Source organism: Sphingomonas sp. NIC1 (assembly GCF_001638925.1).
In the GTDB taxonomy this organism is placed as follows: Bacteria; Pseudomonadota; Alphaproteobacteria; order Sphingomonadales; family Sphingomonadaceae; genus Sphingomonas; species Sphingomonas aquatilis.
In genome coordinates, this window is the sequence record NZ_CP015523.1 from 133922 (window position 1) to 151113 (window position 17192).

Here is a 17192-nt window from a genome sequence, read left to right on the forward strand (position 1 = left end):
CGTGCGGGTGGCGGCGCTTCATGCTGTACACGCTTGTCTGTTGCCCGCTGTGCGCGGCTGCAACCCTGCCATTTCTTGGAGCTTGAACGCGGCCCCAAGCCGATGTTCGACAAAGCGAAAGCGATGATCCTTATCCTGAACCGGCGGTCATGCCGTTCAGGCTCGAATAATCACCAGATTACACTTCGTTCTCGGCTCCGATGAGCTTGTCGGGTTCCATTTAGCCGGTCGCTTATTTGAGTATATCCAAAAACGCCTCATAGGAGCGACGAACTGATGGTAGATGGCGGTGTGCGAGCGGCGCGGGTGTACCTGCGGGTGAGCACGGACGAGCAGGACCTCACGCGGCAGGAAAGCATCGTCGCCGGTGCTCGAGCGGCCGGCTTCTATATCGCTGCCGTCTACCGGGAGAAGGCGTCCGGCGCTCGACCCGACCGGCCGGAGCTGCTGCGCATGGTGGCGGACCTGCAGCCGGGCGAGGTGGTGATCGCCGAGAAGATCGATCGGATCAGCCGCCTGCCTCTGTCTGAGGCCGAGCTCTTGGTCGCGACTATCCGGTCGAAGGGCGCGCGCCTCGCGGTGCCGGGCATTGTGGACCTCACCGACTTGGTAGCGGACAGCGCCGGCGTCGCGCGGATCGTGCTAGAAGCGGTGCAAGACATGCTGCTGCGCGTCGCGCTCCAGACTGCGCGGGATGACTATGAAACGCGGCGCGAGCGGCAGCGGGAGGGCATCGAGATCGCCAAGCGGGCAGGCCGGTACACCGGCCGCAAGCCCGATCTTGCCCATCACAGGCGGATAGTTGGGCTGCGCGAGGCGGGCATGAGCATCGCGAAGACGGCGGTCCTTGCCGGATGCAGTATCGCCCACGTCAAGAGAGTGACCGCGCTCCACCGTGCAAAGACAGCTGCGGTCGCGCCGACCTCATGAACCGAATGGACCATGTATCCATGGCTCAACCTCCCCTGTTGAAGCCGTAGTCTACAATCCGGAGTACGCGATGTACTTCGACTGCGGTGCTTCGCCCAATTCTGGTCCCATGCTTAGTCGCGGTCCTGCAGGGTGCAAACGCCTTGCTGCGTGATTCGAACGTGAGCAAGAGAGGAAACAATGAGGATGCCGGTGAGCGGATGGTAAAAGTCGTACGCTGAGCACGGTGGCCGTCCCGTTTGGAATTATGGTCAGGACGGAGCCGCAGAACTTCAGGAAGGTGCTTCGCCCTCAACCGTACACCTACAGTTCGCCGGAAGTCAGCTCCGCCGACCTGACTTCGGCAGCTGCAAGCGCAAGCTGGTTTTATCAGGCCGAGACTCGAACGACGGTTCCGCGCGTCACGAACACGATCATACCCTCCGAGATGCCGGTTACATGAAGGTAGCGCTTCACCTGACCGCGATACTGCTCGGTGGCGGCGGGATCCGGATCGACATCACTCTTCCAGTCGATCGCCGCGCGCGGCTGTCCGGACTCATCAAGATGCAACGCATCTACGATCCCGGCGGTGACGACTTCTATGCCGTCGACCTCCTCCGAAGCGAGAACCGGAAGCTCCGGCACGAGGCGGTCACGCATCGCTACGATCTCGGGGAGGGCCAGCGTGCGCACAACAACCCGTGCCACCTCCTGTTCGGAGATGCCGGTAGCCGCGGCCCCGGCCGGCTCAAGCCCGAGTTGCACGATCAGCTCGCGTGCCCGGTCTGCGAGGTGCGCTTCCTCGTCCAAGATTTCACCCGTAAGCACCTCCTCGAACAGCTTGTGGATGATCAGCCCCGCTCGCGCCCGCCTTGAACCGGTCCCGATGGAGCAGCACCGGCCACCTCTCCGAACACCAGCTCGGGTTCAGCCTGCGAGTGGTCATCTACTCCGCGCCCTTCGTCCCTGCTCGGCGCGCTCCAAGCGATTTTCGCGGTAGCGTCGACGATCGCGGTTGCTTCTTCCGCGAAGCGCTCCCGGGTCTGCTGATTGTCGTCCTCGTGGATGCCGGAAGGCGCTTGGTCGGGATAAGCGTCGAAGTCGAGAACCTCGAGCTCATTAAGCCCGAAGTCGATCAGCCCCGACCAGCTGTTCGAGCCTGCCGCGACGTCGAGCCGTGGAAACACCAGCAGCTCGCGCGCGCGGGTAGCAGCCACATACCACAGGCGCGTGCGTTCGCGGTCCTGCTCGGCCTTCTCAGCACTGTGCACGTCGGCGTGGCCAGAGGGTAGGTTGCCCAGCACCGGCATGAACAGGATGCCGGCGTCGCGATCGATGACGGTGTTGTCGGCCGCAATCGTCGCCGTCATGCAGTTGATCGGGACGACAATCGGCCATTCCAGCCCCTTGGATGCGTGCACCGTGAGGAGCGACACCGACTCCTCCTGTGCGTCGGGCCGACCTTCGGCCGAGCGCGCCTCCCCGGCCCATGCGTCTGCCATCGACTGTGCAAACGCCCTCAGGCCGCGAACGCCGAAAGGCCGGGCGAGGCTCAGGAACAGGTCGACGTTGGCGAGTGGACGTTCGGCTTGGCCGCGATGGCGTTGCAGCAGGATCGCGCGTACGTTCAGCGTGTCGATCGCCTCGGCGATCAGTTGATGCGGAGTGGTCGCGTTGATCCGGCGCCTGAGCCCCTGAAGCTTGCCCAGCACGTCCCTCGCGAGGGGATGCGCGATCGCGTCCAGGTCCATGTTGACGTGCAGGCGAGGAAGAGCGTCCGGTCGCTCCGGTGCGCGCGGCTGCGTCCAGACAAGGTCGAGCAGCTCCTCCTCGGTCAGCCCGACCAGAGGTCCCCGGAGCAGCGCACCCAATGCGAGCGTGTCTCGGCCATCAGCGAGCACGCGCGCGATCGCGACCAGATCCTGCACCTCCTGCCGCTGGTAGAAGCCCTTGCCGGCCTGCGTGGCGACCGCGATCCCGCGTTGCTCCAGCGCCTGCTCGTAGCGCCACAGGTCCTTGCCGGTTGGCGCAAGGAGAGCGATGTCGCCGGGTCGGCACGGACGCTGCACCCCGGCCCGACGGTCGGCGATCTCATGGCTGCCGATCAGGCGTGCGACCAGCTCCGCGACGGCCTCGGCCTCACAGTCGCGCTTCCGATCGGCCGACGCTTTGCCGTCCTCGCCCGCGCACGCGACCGGCAGGGCGGTGACGCACAGGCCGTGGGCGGGATCGGGATGAAAGGGATCGAGCGCGGTGAACCCCGGCTGCCCCTTGTCCTCGCCCATATGCGGTTCGAACCGTTCGTTCACGAAGGAAAGGATACCCGCACAGGACCGGAAGTTGGTCGAGATGCTGAGCAGATCCTGCGCGCCCTGAGCGCGGATCGCGTCGCGTGCCCGGACATAGGCGGCGACATCGGCACCCCTGAAGCGGTAGATCGCCTGTTTGGGATCACCGACGAGAAACAATGCGCCGGGCCTGATCCGATACGCCTGCCAGTCGGCGGGATCGGCTCCGTCCATCGGGTTGCCGCACAGGCGCCAGAAGATCTCCAGCTGTAGCGGGTCGGTATCCTGGAACTCGTCCACCAAGACATGCGCATACCGCGACGCGAGTGCCTGCCGGACAGGCTCATGATCGCGCAGCAGGTCACGCGCGGCGAAAATCAGATCATCGAAGTCGAGCAAGGCCGCTGCGCGCTTGTAGTCACGGAACCCGTCCGCCACGGGCGCGACCGCGGTCAACACCTCCGAAAGCACCCGCGCTGCGACCGCGCCCTTGAGGTCGATCCAGGCATCACGCGCAGCGTTGTGCAGACGCTCAGCCTCGGTGTTCAACTCGCCACCGCGTGCCTTGGGCAGGCCCTTCAGCTTGACCGCAGCCTCCCACTTCCCCTTCTTCTGATACTTGCGCCAACCGGAGCCGGTGAGGAGCGAAGCGTCGGGCTCGGCGGTGAGTAGCGCCACCAACGACCTGAAGTCCTGGCCTTGCCCGGCCGCCAGAAGCCGTTCGCTCATGCCGGCGAACGCTTCCGCTGCCGCTATGCTCTCTTCTTCCCGCGCGGGAGTGGTGGTGACGAAGTCTTTGTAGGCATCGGCCGCGTCGCGTGCGGCGTCGATCAGAGGCGGGAGGGCTGGAGACGGCGGTCCTGTCAGCACGCGATGTCGACGCAACCTGTCGGCAACCTCTCGCACCAGAGCGAGTCCCCCCACCGGCTCGTGGTACACCAGCTCCGAAATTAGGCTTGGCAGAGCGCCGTCCAGCGTCGCACGCAGCCAGCGATCCAACGTGTCACCGAACGCAAGTTCCGCTTCGACCGGGTCCACGAGGCTCGCGCCCGGATCGATGTTGGCCTCGACGGGGTAGGGTTTGATCAGGCGCTGGCAGAAGCCGTGGATGGTCGAGCAGGTGACCTCATCGAGGTTCTCGCACGCACCGGTCAGCGCTTGGCGCTGTTCGTCCGAGAGCCCGTGAGGGAGCGCCGCACTTAACTCGCGCGGGATGCGGTCGGATAGCAGCTCTTCCACGAAGTCCTGCACGCGCGCGAGCAGTTCGCTGGCGGCGAGTTCGGTGAAGGTCACTGCGGCAATGCTTTTCGGCGCGACGCCGGCGGCGAGCATCAGCGCCACTCGCCCTGCCATCACGGCGGTCTTGCCCGAGCCTGCGCCGGCTTCGACGAGCAGCGATCGGTCGTGAGCGGTAAGCGCGGTCAGCCTTGCCTGGTCATCCGCAAGCACGGGTGCCATCACGTTCATCACTCCGCCTCCCAGACGAGGGTGGCATCGCCGAGAGCTACCGTCGCCGCCTCCTGCTTGCGGCGGCACCAACCCTTGTCCGCCATTGCCGGCAGAGCGAAGGCGAGGTCATCATAGTCGCCGCCCGTATCCGGGCCCGGCAGCGCTCGCCCGGCCATAAGGTTGGCACGTGCCGCGCGCAGATGTCCGGCCAGCGTGGCAAGCGTGCCGTTCGCGTCCTGCAGCGGCCGGGTCACCCCCGCGCGCGGATAGACGAGCGCCGCCTCCACCTCCATGTCATCGCCCAGAAGCGAGCGAACCGCATAGGCGTATAGACAACGCTGGAGTTCGCTTCCGCCGCCCAGCGTTACAGCGTCCTTCGGGCACTTGCCGCCCTTGTAATCGGTGACACGCGCCTTTGTGCCACAGTCTGACAGGTCCAATCGGTCCACGTAGCCGGAGATCCGGAAGCCGGTATCAGCGACTTCCACGACCGTGTCGGCCGCCCAGGGCAGGGCACCATCGGACTTGGCGGTCTGGCCGCCGAACGGCGCTTCGGCAAAGGAGCGTTGGCCGGGCAGGGGCTCGGGTCGGCCCTCGAGTGCAGCGAGCGCGACTTGCCGGGTGTCCGCCAAGGTCCGCTGCCAGACAATACCGGGCGGCACGGCCTGACCCGCCTCCCACATCGCCGCGACGTCCGCACAGGCCGCATCGAGCGCTGACACGCAGGCCTGTTCGTCGGCACTGGCCAGCCCCTGACCGGCCTCGAGCCGCCGCACGGCGTTGTCGAGCAGGTGGTGCAGCAACTCGCCCGACGCTCGGGCATCAAGCACGAGCGCTTCGTCGGCTGTGGCCGGACCGCGGAGGCCGAGCGCATATTTCCAGCTGAAGCCGAGCGGGTTTCGCAGGAGAAGCTTGAGCGAGCTGGCCGACTGAACGCGGTCCAGCGCTGCGGCCAGCGCGGGGTGATCCGGGCGGACCTGTCCGTCGTGTGGCGTCACGTGCGACGAGCGCCAGTTCGTCCAACAGGTTGCAGCGGAGGCGGCCTGCGCCAGTTCTGAAGCATCGCCCGGTCGGGCTCCGAGCCGGTCCGTCTCGCTCATGGCGTGGTCGGGGCGCCGGTTCCGCCGCAGATAGGCAGGCGGCGGAGTTCCCCGAAGCAGCGGACTGGCCCCTACCAGGCGTCCTTCCTCATCACGCCGCGCCCGGCTGAGCACGACCTGGCTGGCGGTGGTGGCCAGGATCGTTTCGAAGTCACGCCGGTCAGCAGCAGAGACGGGCAGGGGATCAAGGTCTGCCAGCGGCACGACGTGGTCGGGCACGAGTCGATCCTCACTGATACGCCGCGGCCACTGAGTTGACGTCAGACCCAGCAGGCGAACGAAAGGCCGTGGTGATGCCGCGAGCGCCTCAGCCGGCATCCAGGCGACCGATGAGCAGGGCTCGCTTTCGTCCTCGAGGCGGAGTTGCGCAATTGTGATATCGATGGCGGCCGGACTGCCGAGACCAAGCGCGCGCCGCCAGATGCGGCGTGCCGGACCGCTAAGCAGCTTCTCGCCCGTGTCCGCCGCAAGCGTCGTACCTTTGGCCAACATCGCGATGATGTCGCGTAACTCAGGCGCATGGTCGACACCGTCGGGCCAGTCTTCCGCTGTAAGCCGGTCGATCAACCTGTCCCAGGCACCGGTCGAGTTGAGCGGCGCCTCACCCGGGAGCAGCCGCGTCCAGCCCGCGGGCAGCTGGGCCACCGGTCCCGCCTCGCTGCCGAGCAGTGACGCCAGCCGGCGGATGCGCGCCTGCGACAACCCGCGCACGAGGACATCGGCGAGGGCGGCCGCTGCCTGGCCCGGCCGGGTCGATACAACGGGAACGCTATGAACAAAGTGGAGGTCGAGATTGGCATCGGCGCGCAGCGCGAGGAAGACATCGTCATAGGCGGCTGGCGCCGCGGACGCGATGGCGATCTCGTGGGGGCGGGCAACACCGCTGGCAATCAGCTCGCGTGCCCAGCGCATCGCCTCGACCGCCTCATGATGACCGGTTGCACAGGTCACCGCTTCAAGGCTCGGACTGGCGGCGTCGGATCTGAGCACCTCGATGGCGGACCCGGCAAGCCAGTCTGGCACCGAACGGGGCCAGCATGCCAGCGGACCGCTACCGCGTCGGCCAACAGGAACAGCAGTTCGCGCCAGCAGGGCGAGAGTTCGGAGTGACCGACGATGTCGATGCTCCCGAACAGGGCAGGGGCATGAGCGAGGCGCTCGGTTGCACGCGTGACGAGATCGCAGGGCCGCAGCATCGAGTGGGGAGACGGCCGATGACGGCATCTTCCAGCGCGGCAATGGCGGCGAGGCGCGGGTCCTCGCCCGCACGAGCCGAGAGATCCACACCAGCGCGCCATGCCTTGTGCAGCGTGTCAGCCGCGGCACTGACGAAGCCGGGCAGGGCCTTGATGTTGTCGAGCTCGCCCAGGTCGCTGTCGGTCACCGACGCCTGGATCGCGTCGCGCAACGCCTCCGGATCGATGCCGGTGATGAACCCACCCGCCAGTCGAGCCGCAAGCTGCTCCAATGTCATGACCTGGACGCCGTGCCGCTGGGCACGCGCGGCTTCCAATCTGATCTCACGAGCAGCCAGCCTGCCATGGGAGACGAATGTTTGGCGCTGCACTGACCACCCCACTTTTACGGCTATCGGCGTTTTCGCCGTTCCCGGCAGTCTAGCGGCAGCGGAACATAGCATCAACGCCAACTGCCCCGAGGCGGACTGAAGGCTTCAGAACGGACGAGGTCCGGGGCCCTGAACAAGCGGATTGCCGTCAGCCCGGTTGACATTATACCTAAATGGATATAGGCCTTCTTCCATCGTCAACGGAGATGGAGAATGCGCGAACTGGAGTGGATGGGTAGTAGCAGGGACGACCTGGTCGACATGCCCGAGGATGTCCGAAGCGAGTTTGGACACGGCCTCTACCTAGCCCAGCTTGGAATGAGACACGTCAACGCCAAGCCGTACGGCTCGAGTATCGAGCTAATTGAGCGGGACGACGGCGACACCTATCGCTGCATCTACAACGTCAAGATCGACGACGATATCTACGTTCTCCACGCCTTCCAGAAAAAGTCGACGAGCGGCATCGCCGTTCCGAAGCACCAGAAGGAAACGATCGAAGCTCGACTGAAAGCGGCTCAAAGATTGGCTGCCGAGAAGAGAGCGCTACGCAAACAAGCCTTATAAAGGACCCCGACATGGCAGTCGAGCATGTGACCTCCAGTGGCAACGTCTTCGCGGATCTCGGCCTTTCGGATCCGGAAGGTCGTTTGGTGAAGTCCAAGCTCGCCGCCGCTCTTCAGCGAAGCATGGGCGAACTGGGGCTGACGCAGACCGCTGCCTCTGCTCGCATGGGCATGCCACAGCCCAAGCTTTCCAAGATCCTCCGCGGCCGTTTCGACGGCATCAGCGAAGCTTACATCACCGACGGGCTCCGGAAACTCGGCCACGATGTCGAGATTTGGGTCCGGCCGCGACATGAGGGGATCGGCGCGGTGCGGGTGCTGGAAACAGCCTAACCGCGTCGATCTGTGAGCGGCTCTCCTTGTGGGCGGCTAGAGAGTCTGGGGGTGACGCTTGGCGTCTTTTGGAATGACCTATCTGTCGCCGGACGCGATGCGCGAGGCGCGCAAATTCATGAACTCGGACCAGAAAGGGATTCGGGACGAGATCGGGTTCCTGATCGTCCACCAGCGTTACGCCGATCGGTTCTTTCCCGGCACGTCAGTCCTGCATACCCGCTTGCGCTATGTCCTCTTCGTGCCCTGGCTCTACCGCGATGAGCACCTCAAACCAGCCAAGGGGCAACGCGCACAGGAAAGCGTGAAGCGGCGCGAATATTTGCTTACCGGGCGCCTGATCAACGAGCCGGGCGGTGTGATCGGCAGCCGCAACTATCCCTCTCCGGTCGAGCAGCGTCCCAGCCAGGTCTATTGGGGTGCGCTGCAACGCTGGGGGCTGGTGCGCGAGCAGGAAGGCAGCGGTCCGCTTAGCCGCTATCAGGTCGAGCGGATGGTCGCGGGTAAGCCGGGCGCGCTACTGAAGGACGACGAAGGGACGCCGCTCGGAGGAGGATCCTGGCCGTTCGTCGTTCCGGAACCGGCCGACGATTGGTACGGGGAGGGCGAGGGTACGCTGAGCTTCGATCTCACTCGTAGCGAGCGGAAGTTCCTCGCCAAACGCCTGCGAAGCCTGACGTCGCCCAGAAATCCCGGGGCGAGATCGATCTTCTCGCTGCTGGTCGGGCACGACGTGTCGTCGAGCCGTACTGCTTGGGGTCCACAAGTCCGGGACCTTGCGGAAACCGAACGGCCAGCGCTTGAGCGGTCCGGCCACGCCGCTGCTCTCGCCGCGATCGGCCGCGGAGTTTACGCCGCTCAGGTGGAGACCCTGTGCGAGGAGCTAGACTGTAGCAAGCGCTCAGATACGCAACGCGCGGCACTGACCGGCATCGTCCAGCGCTGGAAGTCCCAGGCTGCTCGCTTGGACTGGCCAGCTTTTCTTGACGACATGAGGGACCGGACCGAGTTGGCTCCCGTCGTCTCTGTTGCACTTCACGACACGCTCGCATGGGTACGCGCCGGACACACCGATCCGATGCGGTTGGAGCGCGTGTACCGTGACGCCGAAGAGGCGCGAAAGGGGCGACGAGCGCGGCTCTCACGCAGCCAATTCGGCGTCGATCAGCGTGCGGACTGGGACAATGATCACCATCCGCAGGGTGCGCCGCTTCATTACCGCTGGGATCGGGTGCAGATGCTGCTGCAGGACCTCGTCGGCGCATGAGAACGGCGCCGAAGGACTTCCCTGGCCAGGCCTTTCTTGAGCTCCTGCGGCCACCCAAGCTGACCAGAACCCACTTCGCTCTGTTCGCCGCCTACTCCGCCGACCCGATCGTTCTTGGGGCGCCCTGTTGAACCTCCACGCCCGCGGCCGCGACAATGCGAGCGGCAACAAGTCCGACTTCGCCGGTGCGATCGAAGCGCTGCGCGAACGGGTACGCTTCATTGTCCAGCGTGGCCGCATCCATCGTGGACCGAGGCTCCCGAAGATCGCGGCCGTGCTCGACCAGTTCGTGGTGGAGATGCCCTATCGGGAAAGCGCGAACAGCTGGCACCCGAAAGCCGCGCTTATCTGCTACCAAGCGGAGGGACCGCGACGGTTCTGGCGGCTTTGGGTCGGCAGCCGCAACCTCACCATGAGCCGCGACCTCGATCTCGGATTGGTGTTGGACGGCGAAAGCCGCCGCAGAAAGGGGAGCCAGATCATCGGCGGCATCGATGCGCTGGGTGCAACCCTCGCGCGCGCAGCCGAGCTGCCGAGCGTCGATCCGGACGATCTCGCGGATGAGCTCGGGACCGTGCGCTGGATCGCGCCGGACGGCATCGAGGTGTCTCGGATCGACCTCTGGACGCGCGGCTCGGAGCCGGTCGCTCCGCTCAATGCGGCGTCCGGAGACAAGATCGTCGTCCTGAGCCCGTTCCTCTGCGATGCTTTTGCACGATCTCTTGCCGACATGACCGAGGCAAGTGCGGACCGCACTCTGGTGACGACGCTTCCGGCGCTGCGCAAGCTCAGCAAGGAAGGTCGCACGGGCCTCGCCGATTTCAAGCTGTTGGCGCTTGGGGCACCCCTCCCGGACGGCGACGACGTCGCTGAGGTTGAGCAGACAGACCGGGAGCCAGCAACGGACGAAGAAGACGACGGTTCGGGCGGCGCTACGCATTCGGGGCTCCACGCCAAGCTGTTCGCGGCGATCCAGGGCGATCGGATCAAGATCGTCGCCGGCAGCGCCAATGCCACCGACCGGGCCTGGTCGGGCCGTAATGCGGAAGTCGCTGCCCGCTTTACCGGCGGCGGCGGCGAGATCGACGGCGTCCTAGCGATCGTCGGGTCCGCCACACCGGTTTCCGATGCTCTCCTGCAGACGCTGACGGAAACAGAAGCTGACACAGCCGAACTTGCTCTCGAAAGGCTGCGCTGGACGCTTGCGGACACGTCGCTCAGCCTGGACCGCAACGGCAAGAAATATCGTCTCACCTCTGGCGAAGCCCTGCCGCTGACGCCCTCAGTTCAGTTGGACGTAGGACTCGCCACGATGGCGCTCCACCGCTGGCAGCCCGGCGTGACGCACATTGAGCTCGGGGAGGTTCCGTTGTCCCTGCAAACGGATCTTGTTCAGTTTCGGCTGACGATCGGGGACCTGCCGCCGGCGTCATGGCTCCTGCGCGTGCCGGTCGTCCCGTCGATCGACGCGGAGCGGGACGCTGCCGCGATCAGCCGCTTTCTGAGCGTCGCCGGCCTGCAGGCGTGGCTGCGCGAGATGCTCGAGGGTGGAGCAGGGGCGGGGAGCGAGGACGACTGGGACACGGAGCCGGAAGCGGTTGCGCCCAAGCGGAGCAGCTGGAAGCATGACGGGCTCGCGCTCGAGGATATCCTGACCGCCTGGGCCAAGGACCAGACCAACAAGTCCGGTTCGTTGAAGCGTGTCGATGCCGTGATCGACCGCTATGTGGCTGCGGTCCTGGCTCATGGCGAGCACCTTACGCAGGCGGACAGAGACGATTTGACCGCCCTCCAGCAGACTTGGCGCATCGCGCGCGAGGTCCTGATCGCAAGATGAGCAGCACGCCGCGCGCCTTTCAGAACGCGACGGTAGGCGCTGCCGTAGCCGCGCTGACCGGTAAGGGCAGTCGCCGCTTTCTGGTGGCCGACGAGGTCGGCCTCGGCAAGACGACAGTCGCTCGGGAGGTCGTCCGGCAGCTGTCGCGTGGCGGTAGGAAGAAGTTCACGGTCTACTACGTCACCAGCAATGCTCGTGTCTCCGACCAGAACGCGGCGCGTTTGGTCGATTTTCTGGAGGACAAGCGCGCCAGGCTGCGGGCCCTTTCCAAGGTCGATCGGCTGTCGATGATCCCGCTCGATCAACGGCCGAACGACAAGGAGCCGCCATCGCCGCTCCGGCTCTATTCGCTGTCTCCTCAGACCTCCTTCCCGCCCGAAGGCACACGACCGACACCTGGCGCTGCGGTCGAGCGTGCCTTTTTGAGTCTACTGCTCGAACGCGCCGTGCCGGGGATATTGGAGACACTCCCCGAGCGCTTCATCCAACAGCGCGCGACCGTGAGCTGGGACGGCGCCTGCCGTACTGCGCAGCGGCTAATGGGCGGCATCGATCCGAAGCTTGTCGGCACCTTCCGCACCGCGCTCAAGTCGCGCTTCAATCCGGAGGGTAAACGGCCGGGTCTTCGCGAACGCATCGCGACAGCCGCACAGACAAAGCCCGAGGCGCGGACGCTGACGGTGTTGCGCCGCCTTCTTGCGGAGGCATGTCTCGAGGCGACCCCGCCGGACCTTATCGTCTTCGACGAGTTTCAGCGCTTCCGCGAGATGCTGGCACCTTCGAAAAGCGACCGGCTGGGGCGCGCCCTTCTCGGGATCGGCTCGAAAAAGCCTGCCATGCTGCTTTTGTCGGCCACACCCTATCGCCTGTATGGCGAGTCCTGGGACGGAAAAGACGGTCCTCAGGCTCACGAAGAGCTTTTCGACACGATCGAGTTTCTGACGCGCAGCACCGCCGTGCGGGAGGACGCCGAGCAGCTCTTTGCCAGCTTCGGCGAGATCCTGCGTGCGATCGGTGACGCAGAGGGCGACACCATCGATCCGCTTCTGAAGGAGCGTGCGGAAGCGACGCGCGACCGGATCGACCGCCTTCTGCGCCCCTGCATAGCACGTACCGAGCGCCCGCCCGCTATCGGCCTCGATCACCGCACCCAGCGCGATCCGCTGGCCCTTTCCCCCGGCGATCTTCATACCTTCCGGCACTTCGCCAGCAAGGTGTCAGACCGGAACAAGACCGCGGCCTCTGCCTACTGGCTGTCCGTCCCACTACCGGCGCAGGCGCTCGGGTCCCGTTACAAAATCGCCGACAAGGTCGAGTTCAGCCGCCAACCGGGCGTGCCGGTGCTGCGCTCTGCTCGACGCACCGGCGACGGCAAGGACGGCTGGGGCAGCCCGAAGCTCCGAGCCCTTCGCGAGATCTCGCGAACACCCGATCTCGCGCTCCCTTGGGTTGCCCCTTCCATGCAGTGGTGGCCGCTTGCAGGTCCCTGGGCGCACAGCCCGGCGCAGAAAACGCTTCTGTTCAGCCGTTTTCGCGCCACCCCGCAAAGTGTTGCATCCTTGATCAGCCTCGGTGTCGAGGACGCTTACCTCGACGTCGGGCCAACCGCCCGCCGGCGACCGTGGGAAAGCAAGCGGCTGGCTCCGCAGTCCGGCCTGCCCGTGATGTCGTTGTTCCATCCGTCGCCGTTCCTAGTCCGGGCGACCGATCCTTTGAAGGGCAACCGTTCGTCCGCCCGCTACGCGCTACGCACGGTCACCGGACAGTTACGGAAGGCGCTCAGAGCTCAGAAGGTCGAGATCCGCAGCAAGCCGAAAAAGGACGCCGAACGCGCGCGTCCGCTTTGGAACCTCCTTGCCGCGAGCGAGCGAAAGTCCGGCGATTTCGCGGCATCCCAGACGGCATGGAACGAGACGGCGGGGGCTGAGGCAGTGCTCGGGCGCATCGTCACCGAGCGCAACCACGTCGAGAGTATCGACTGGATCAGCGCCAAGGAGCTGCAACGCTTGGGCATACGCGACGATGCGGCCGCGGAGGTGGAAACGGTGCTGCGCGGTGGCCGCGTCCATGGTCAATCGTCCACCGCGCTGCCGATGCGCTACCTGCGGTCGCGTGACAACCAGTGGCGAATCGATACGGCCGACACGCCCGGTCTGTCGGCGGAGGCGGTGCGCGCGCATCTGGGGACGGTTCGCGCCGCGGTAGAGGACGGGCGCCACCAGAGCACCGATCCGGTGACGCTGTTCCTTCCCGCCGACCACTTTGCCGTGGGTGAACCAGCGGTGCGCGTGTCCGTGCTGGACCTGCCCGGCATCGCCGCGGCCGCACCCAGGGAGCGGTTGCTGGTCGAGCGGATCGCCCGTCGGCATCTGCCCGCCGCCAGCCTGATCCTGCTGGTCGGCCACGCGTCTAAGCTCGGCATGCTGGACCCCGTTGAGTTGGGACGCCAGCTGGAGGAGCTGAAGGGCTGGATGCGCTCGCGGCTGCGCTACCGTCTGGTGCTAACCTACACATTCGACCAAGAATCAATGGAGCGCCGATTCAAAGACATGCCCGACCTTGAGGCGGTGCGCGCGCACTTCGTGGAGCAGATCGGGCTGTTCGGTTTTCCCGTCGAACCGACGCTGAGCAAGCGGCTCTACCCATTGGACTTCGGCAAGAGCTGGAGCGATCAACTCGCGAAACCGGGGGCGTATCGCGACTGGGCGGCGGCGGTGCGGGCGCAGGGTCTGCACGCGCTGGAGGAGGATATCGCCCGATCCTGCGAAGGCGACACCCGGTTGCGGATCAGCCAGGAGGTGGGCGAGCAGACGGTCTGGCGTGTCGAGATGCTGCGCCAGGAGCGGACGGACGCGCTGACGGCCGCACGGAACGACCTGCGCCGGGGCCGAGCAAAGGTGCAGGTGGTGCAAAGGACAAAGACGCGGTGGGAGCGACGGCTGGACGACGCCACAAAGGCGCGGGACACGCTGAACGCCGCGCTGGCCGGGATCGAGGCCGTGGTTCGGACGCAGGTGACCGCGATCCCCATTGCTGTGAGCTACGCGCCCGACGGAACGCTGGCCCTGATGGACGAGGAGGGCAAGCCGGTATTGCCCCATGTCGACGCGCTGACGGCGTGGTTGCAAGCCGACCAAGACAAGCTCGTTGACGCGTGCGAGTGCATCGCGAGAACGCTGAGCGAACGGGCAGGCCTGCATCCCCCCGTGTCTGCATCAGAGTGTGTTGAAGCGATGAAGCAGGCCTACGACGCCCAGTGTGCGCAGCTTGGCGCGGGCAAGTACTGGACGTGGCTGTCCGGGCAATTCGCCGAGGATTGCCAGAGGCTGCAAAAGGCTGCCTTGGAGCGTCGTAGGGTGATCGTTAGAACCCTGCCCGCGCAGCTTCGCGACGCGGTACGGGAGGAACGGAGCAGGCGTGCCCGGCGACAACGGCAAGCGGTCGTGCGCTGCAGTAACCTAGACAAGCTGAAGCTTCGGCTGACGGCAAAGCTGGCTGATTCGCGCGCAGATTTCAGGCGCACCTGGAACGATCTGCGACAGAAGCGCGATGCTTTACGTCATGATCAGAAACGACTCGCTGACTTCGACGCGCATATGGCGCAAGGCTATGCCGCGGAAAGCTTGACGATCGGCAAGAGGATCATCGCAGCGACGTACGAGGGTAACGCCGCAGTGGTGCTGGCAAATCTGTGCGGCCTGCGCTTGGCCCGTCAAACACACCTTCTCATTTGTCCAAATGCTGCATGACCGACGCTACCGACCCCGACATCGAAGCATTGGAGAAGCTGCTGGAAAAGCTGATCGCCACTCCCGTCGAGAAGGTGATGAGTGAGAAGTTGAAAAAAACGCAGGGCGTTTTAAAGGCGCTCAGCAGCGATCTTAACGACATGAAGGATGGCTTGGACACATCCGGTAGGCAGGTCGAGACCATTACAATTAGCCTCAACCAGTTGGGCGATCAACTAGGATGCGTCGCCATGCAACATGAGCATTGGCACGCCGAATTGCGGGCGGCGCTCGCGACCATGACGGAGCAAAGAAACGCCCAGAATGAGTCGGCGGTACTCTCACAACGCAAACAGCTTCACCGCCTGCTCCTGCTCATGCCGAGTGCCGGTTTGCTCTCAGCTGCAGCGGTCGAACTAATTCATCAATTGCTTTAGGTAGTTAGCTCCGTATGCATAAAAATTAGAAGGCCGAGAAGAAATCTGAACGAAACTGAAGGCTGTTAAGCGTCTTATATTTAGATGGCCGCGATATTTTCTCGGCCATAATGGGTCGCAACTTGCTCAATCAGCCAACGGCTCGCGAGGCTATACCCAAGAACGCCAAGCAGGAGTGATGAGTAGGTGGCAGGCAGCGGAGCGAAGGTAGCGCGCGTCTATCTGCGGGTGAGTACGGTCGATCAGGACCTGGCGCGGCAGGAGAACATCGTGGCCGGCGCCAAGGCGGCCGGCTTCTACGTGGCAGCGGTGTACCGGGAGAAGGCGTCGGGCGCGCGGCCCGACCGGCCCGAGCTGTTGCGCATGGTAGCGGACCTGCAGCCGGGCGAGGTGGTGGTAGCCGAGAAGATCGACCGGATCAGCCGCCTGCCGCTGCCGGAGGCGGAGCTGCTGGTGCAGACGATCCGGGGCAGGGGGGCGCGCCTCGCAGTGCCGGGGATCGTGGACCTGTCCGACCTGGTGGCCGACAGCGCGGGCGTGGCGCGCATCGTGCTGGAGGCAGTGCAGGACATGCTGCTGCGGGTGGCGCTGCAGACGGCGCGCGACGACTACGAGACGCGCCGCGAGCGGCAACGCGAGGGCATTGAGGTCGCGAAGAGGGCGGGGCGTTACACCGGACGCAAGCCGGATCTCGCCCACCATCGACGCATCGTAGGTCTGCGGGAGGCGGGCATGAGCATCGCGAAAACTGCGGAGCTCGCCGGATGCAGCATAGCTCACGTCAAGCGCGTGACCGCAATCCATCGCTCGAGGGCGACTCCGCCTCAGCAGGGTGACTGAGTTCATGCATGTCTCATCGCCGATCGTAATGTTCTAAACAGCATCGCGGATCGGGCAAGGCGCTAGGGTCAGGATCTGTGCGGTACCGCCCCCTACCGCATCGGCAACGTTGATTATCCTGCCGGGCGGCATCGATCAATCTTGCGCGAGCGCAGCGAACACATGTCGCATTTGTATAGAGGGAGGGGGATCGTTGCTTTCCTGAAGGGTCAAACCGGACCACAGCGAAAGAAGGATGCGCGCTAGTTGAATGCTCGGTATGACCGGCGTCAGGCCGGTACGCCGTAGCAGATGGGACATTACACCGGCGAAAGCGGACTCGTACGCGATCTTGACCGGTTCGAAGCGAGCACGGAACGCGGCGTTGCGACGTGCGTGAAGGTGAAGTTCGACCACCAGAACCGAATAGCTGGCGTCGACGGACAAGGCATCCAGACTGGCACCGATCGTATCCAGGATGGCTTCCGCCGTTTGATACCGGGTGTCTGCCACCAACATGTCGAACTTTCTTGCGAGGTTCGCCATATGCTCTTCGACCAGCGTGAAGAGAAGATCGTCCTTGCTGGCGAAATACGAATAGAATGCGCCCTGCGAAAAGCCGGCGCGTTCGCAGATGCCTCGAATCGAGGCGGCTGCGACCCCTCCTGCAACGATCAGCCCTATCGCGGCGTCGAGCAGTCGTGTCCGCGTCTCCATCCGCATCTCGGGACGCTTCCTGCGGCGTGGTACCGTCTGCGTCGTCGGTGTCGTCTCATAATCCACCGACACCAGATGCAGCCCGTTGGCGTCAAGAGCAACAGTCACACAGGTATTGCAACTAATATATCGCTTGATATGTTAATGACGCCCGCCTCAATGAAAGCCGTCA

13 protein-coding genes are annotated in these 17192 nt (G+C 64.9%); 8 read left to right on the forward strand and 5 right to left on the reverse strand.

What is annotated here, in order from left to right; genetic code table 11:
* Positions 1-276: 276 nt before the first annotated feature.
* Positions 277-930, forward strand: coding sequence for a recombinase family protein (locus A7E77_RS16990; protein WP_207774271.1), 654 nt, complete (start codon positions 277-279; stop codon positions 928-930).
* 369 nt (positions 931-1299) lie between these two features.
* Here the strand turns inward: A7E77_RS16990 and A7E77_RS18535 are convergent, their stop codons facing one another.
* From A7E77_RS18535 to A7E77_RS18540, 4 genes are read right to left on the reverse strand one after another with little or no spacing between them, the layout of a single operon-like run.
* Positions 1300-1722: a hypothetical protein gene (locus A7E77_RS18535; protein ID WP_318842614.1), complete on the reverse strand. Its 423-nt coding sequence runs from the start codon at positions 1720-1722 to the stop codon at positions 1300-1302.
* A 41-nt stretch (positions 1723-1763) separates the two neighbouring features.
* The gene (locus A7E77_RS16995) at positions 1764-4667 is read right to left on the reverse strand and encodes a UvrD-helicase domain-containing protein (RefSeq protein WP_318842615.1); all 2904 of its coding nucleotides are present in this window, start codon (positions 4665-4667) and stop codon (positions 1764-1766) included.
* Positions 4667-6772, reverse strand: coding sequence for a PD-(D/E)XK nuclease family protein (locus A7E77_RS17000; protein ID WP_318842616.1), 2106 nt, complete (start codon positions 6770-6772; stop codon positions 4667-4669). The genes A7E77_RS16995 and A7E77_RS17000 overlap by 1 nt, the downstream gene beginning before the upstream one ends.
* Positions 6773-6800: 28 nt before the next feature.
* Positions 6801-7223, reverse strand: a complete 423-nt coding sequence (locus A7E77_RS18540) for a hypothetical protein (RefSeq protein WP_318842617.1) — start codon at positions 7221-7223, stop codon at positions 6801-6803.
* 306 nt (positions 7224-7529) lie between these two features.
* Between A7E77_RS18540 and A7E77_RS17005 the strand changes: the two genes are divergently transcribed.
* From A7E77_RS17005 to A7E77_RS17035, 7 genes are all read left to right on the forward strand, one after another.
* Positions 7530-7883, forward strand: coding sequence for a type II toxin-antitoxin system RelE/ParE family toxin (locus tag A7E77_RS17005; RefSeq protein ID WP_063690323.1), 354 nt, complete (start codon positions 7530-7532; stop codon positions 7881-7883).
* Positions 7884-7894: 11 nt separating this feature from the next.
* Positions 7895-8215 (forward strand): helix-turn-helix domain-containing protein, encoded by a 321-nt coding sequence (locus A7E77_RS17010; protein WP_063690326.1) that lies wholly within the window; start codon positions 7895-7897, stop codon positions 8213-8215.
* A gap of 73 nt (positions 8216-8288) precedes the next feature.
* Positions 8289-9482, forward strand: coding sequence for a DUF6361 family protein (locus A7E77_RS17015; RefSeq protein WP_078462367.1), 1194 nt, complete (start codon positions 8289-8291; stop codon positions 9480-9482).
* 127 nt (positions 9483-9609) lie between these two features.
* The gene (locus A7E77_RS17020) at positions 9610-11319 is read left to right on the forward strand and encodes a phospholipase D family protein (RefSeq protein WP_063690328.1); all 1710 of its coding nucleotides are present in this window, start codon (positions 9610-9612) and stop codon (positions 11317-11319) included.
* Complete coding sequence (locus A7E77_RS17025) at positions 11316-15068, forward strand: hypothetical protein (RefSeq protein WP_063690330.1); 3753 nt, start codon at positions 11316-11318, stop codon at positions 15066-15068. Before A7E77_RS17020 ends, A7E77_RS17025 begins: the two co-directional genes overlap by 4 nt.
* On the forward strand, positions 15065-15484 hold the full coding sequence (locus tag A7E77_RS17030; RefSeq protein ID WP_063690332.1) for a hypothetical protein: 420 nt from the start codon (positions 15065-15067) through the stop codon (positions 15482-15484). The genes A7E77_RS17025 and A7E77_RS17030 overlap by 4 nt, the downstream gene beginning before the upstream one ends.
* Positions 15485-15712: 228 nt before the next feature.
* Positions 15713-16324, forward strand: coding sequence for a recombinase family protein (locus tag A7E77_RS17035; RefSeq protein ID WP_264177027.1), 612 nt, complete (start codon positions 15713-15715; stop codon positions 16322-16324).
* A gap of 135 nt (positions 16325-16459) precedes the next feature.
* Here the strand turns inward: A7E77_RS17035 and A7E77_RS17040 are convergent, their stop codons facing one another.
* A complete protein-coding gene (locus A7E77_RS17040) occupies positions 16460-17128 on the reverse strand; it encodes a TetR/AcrR family transcriptional regulator (RefSeq protein ID WP_078462368.1) in 669 nt (222 codons plus the stop codon).
* Positions 17129-17192: the final 64 nt, after the last annotated feature.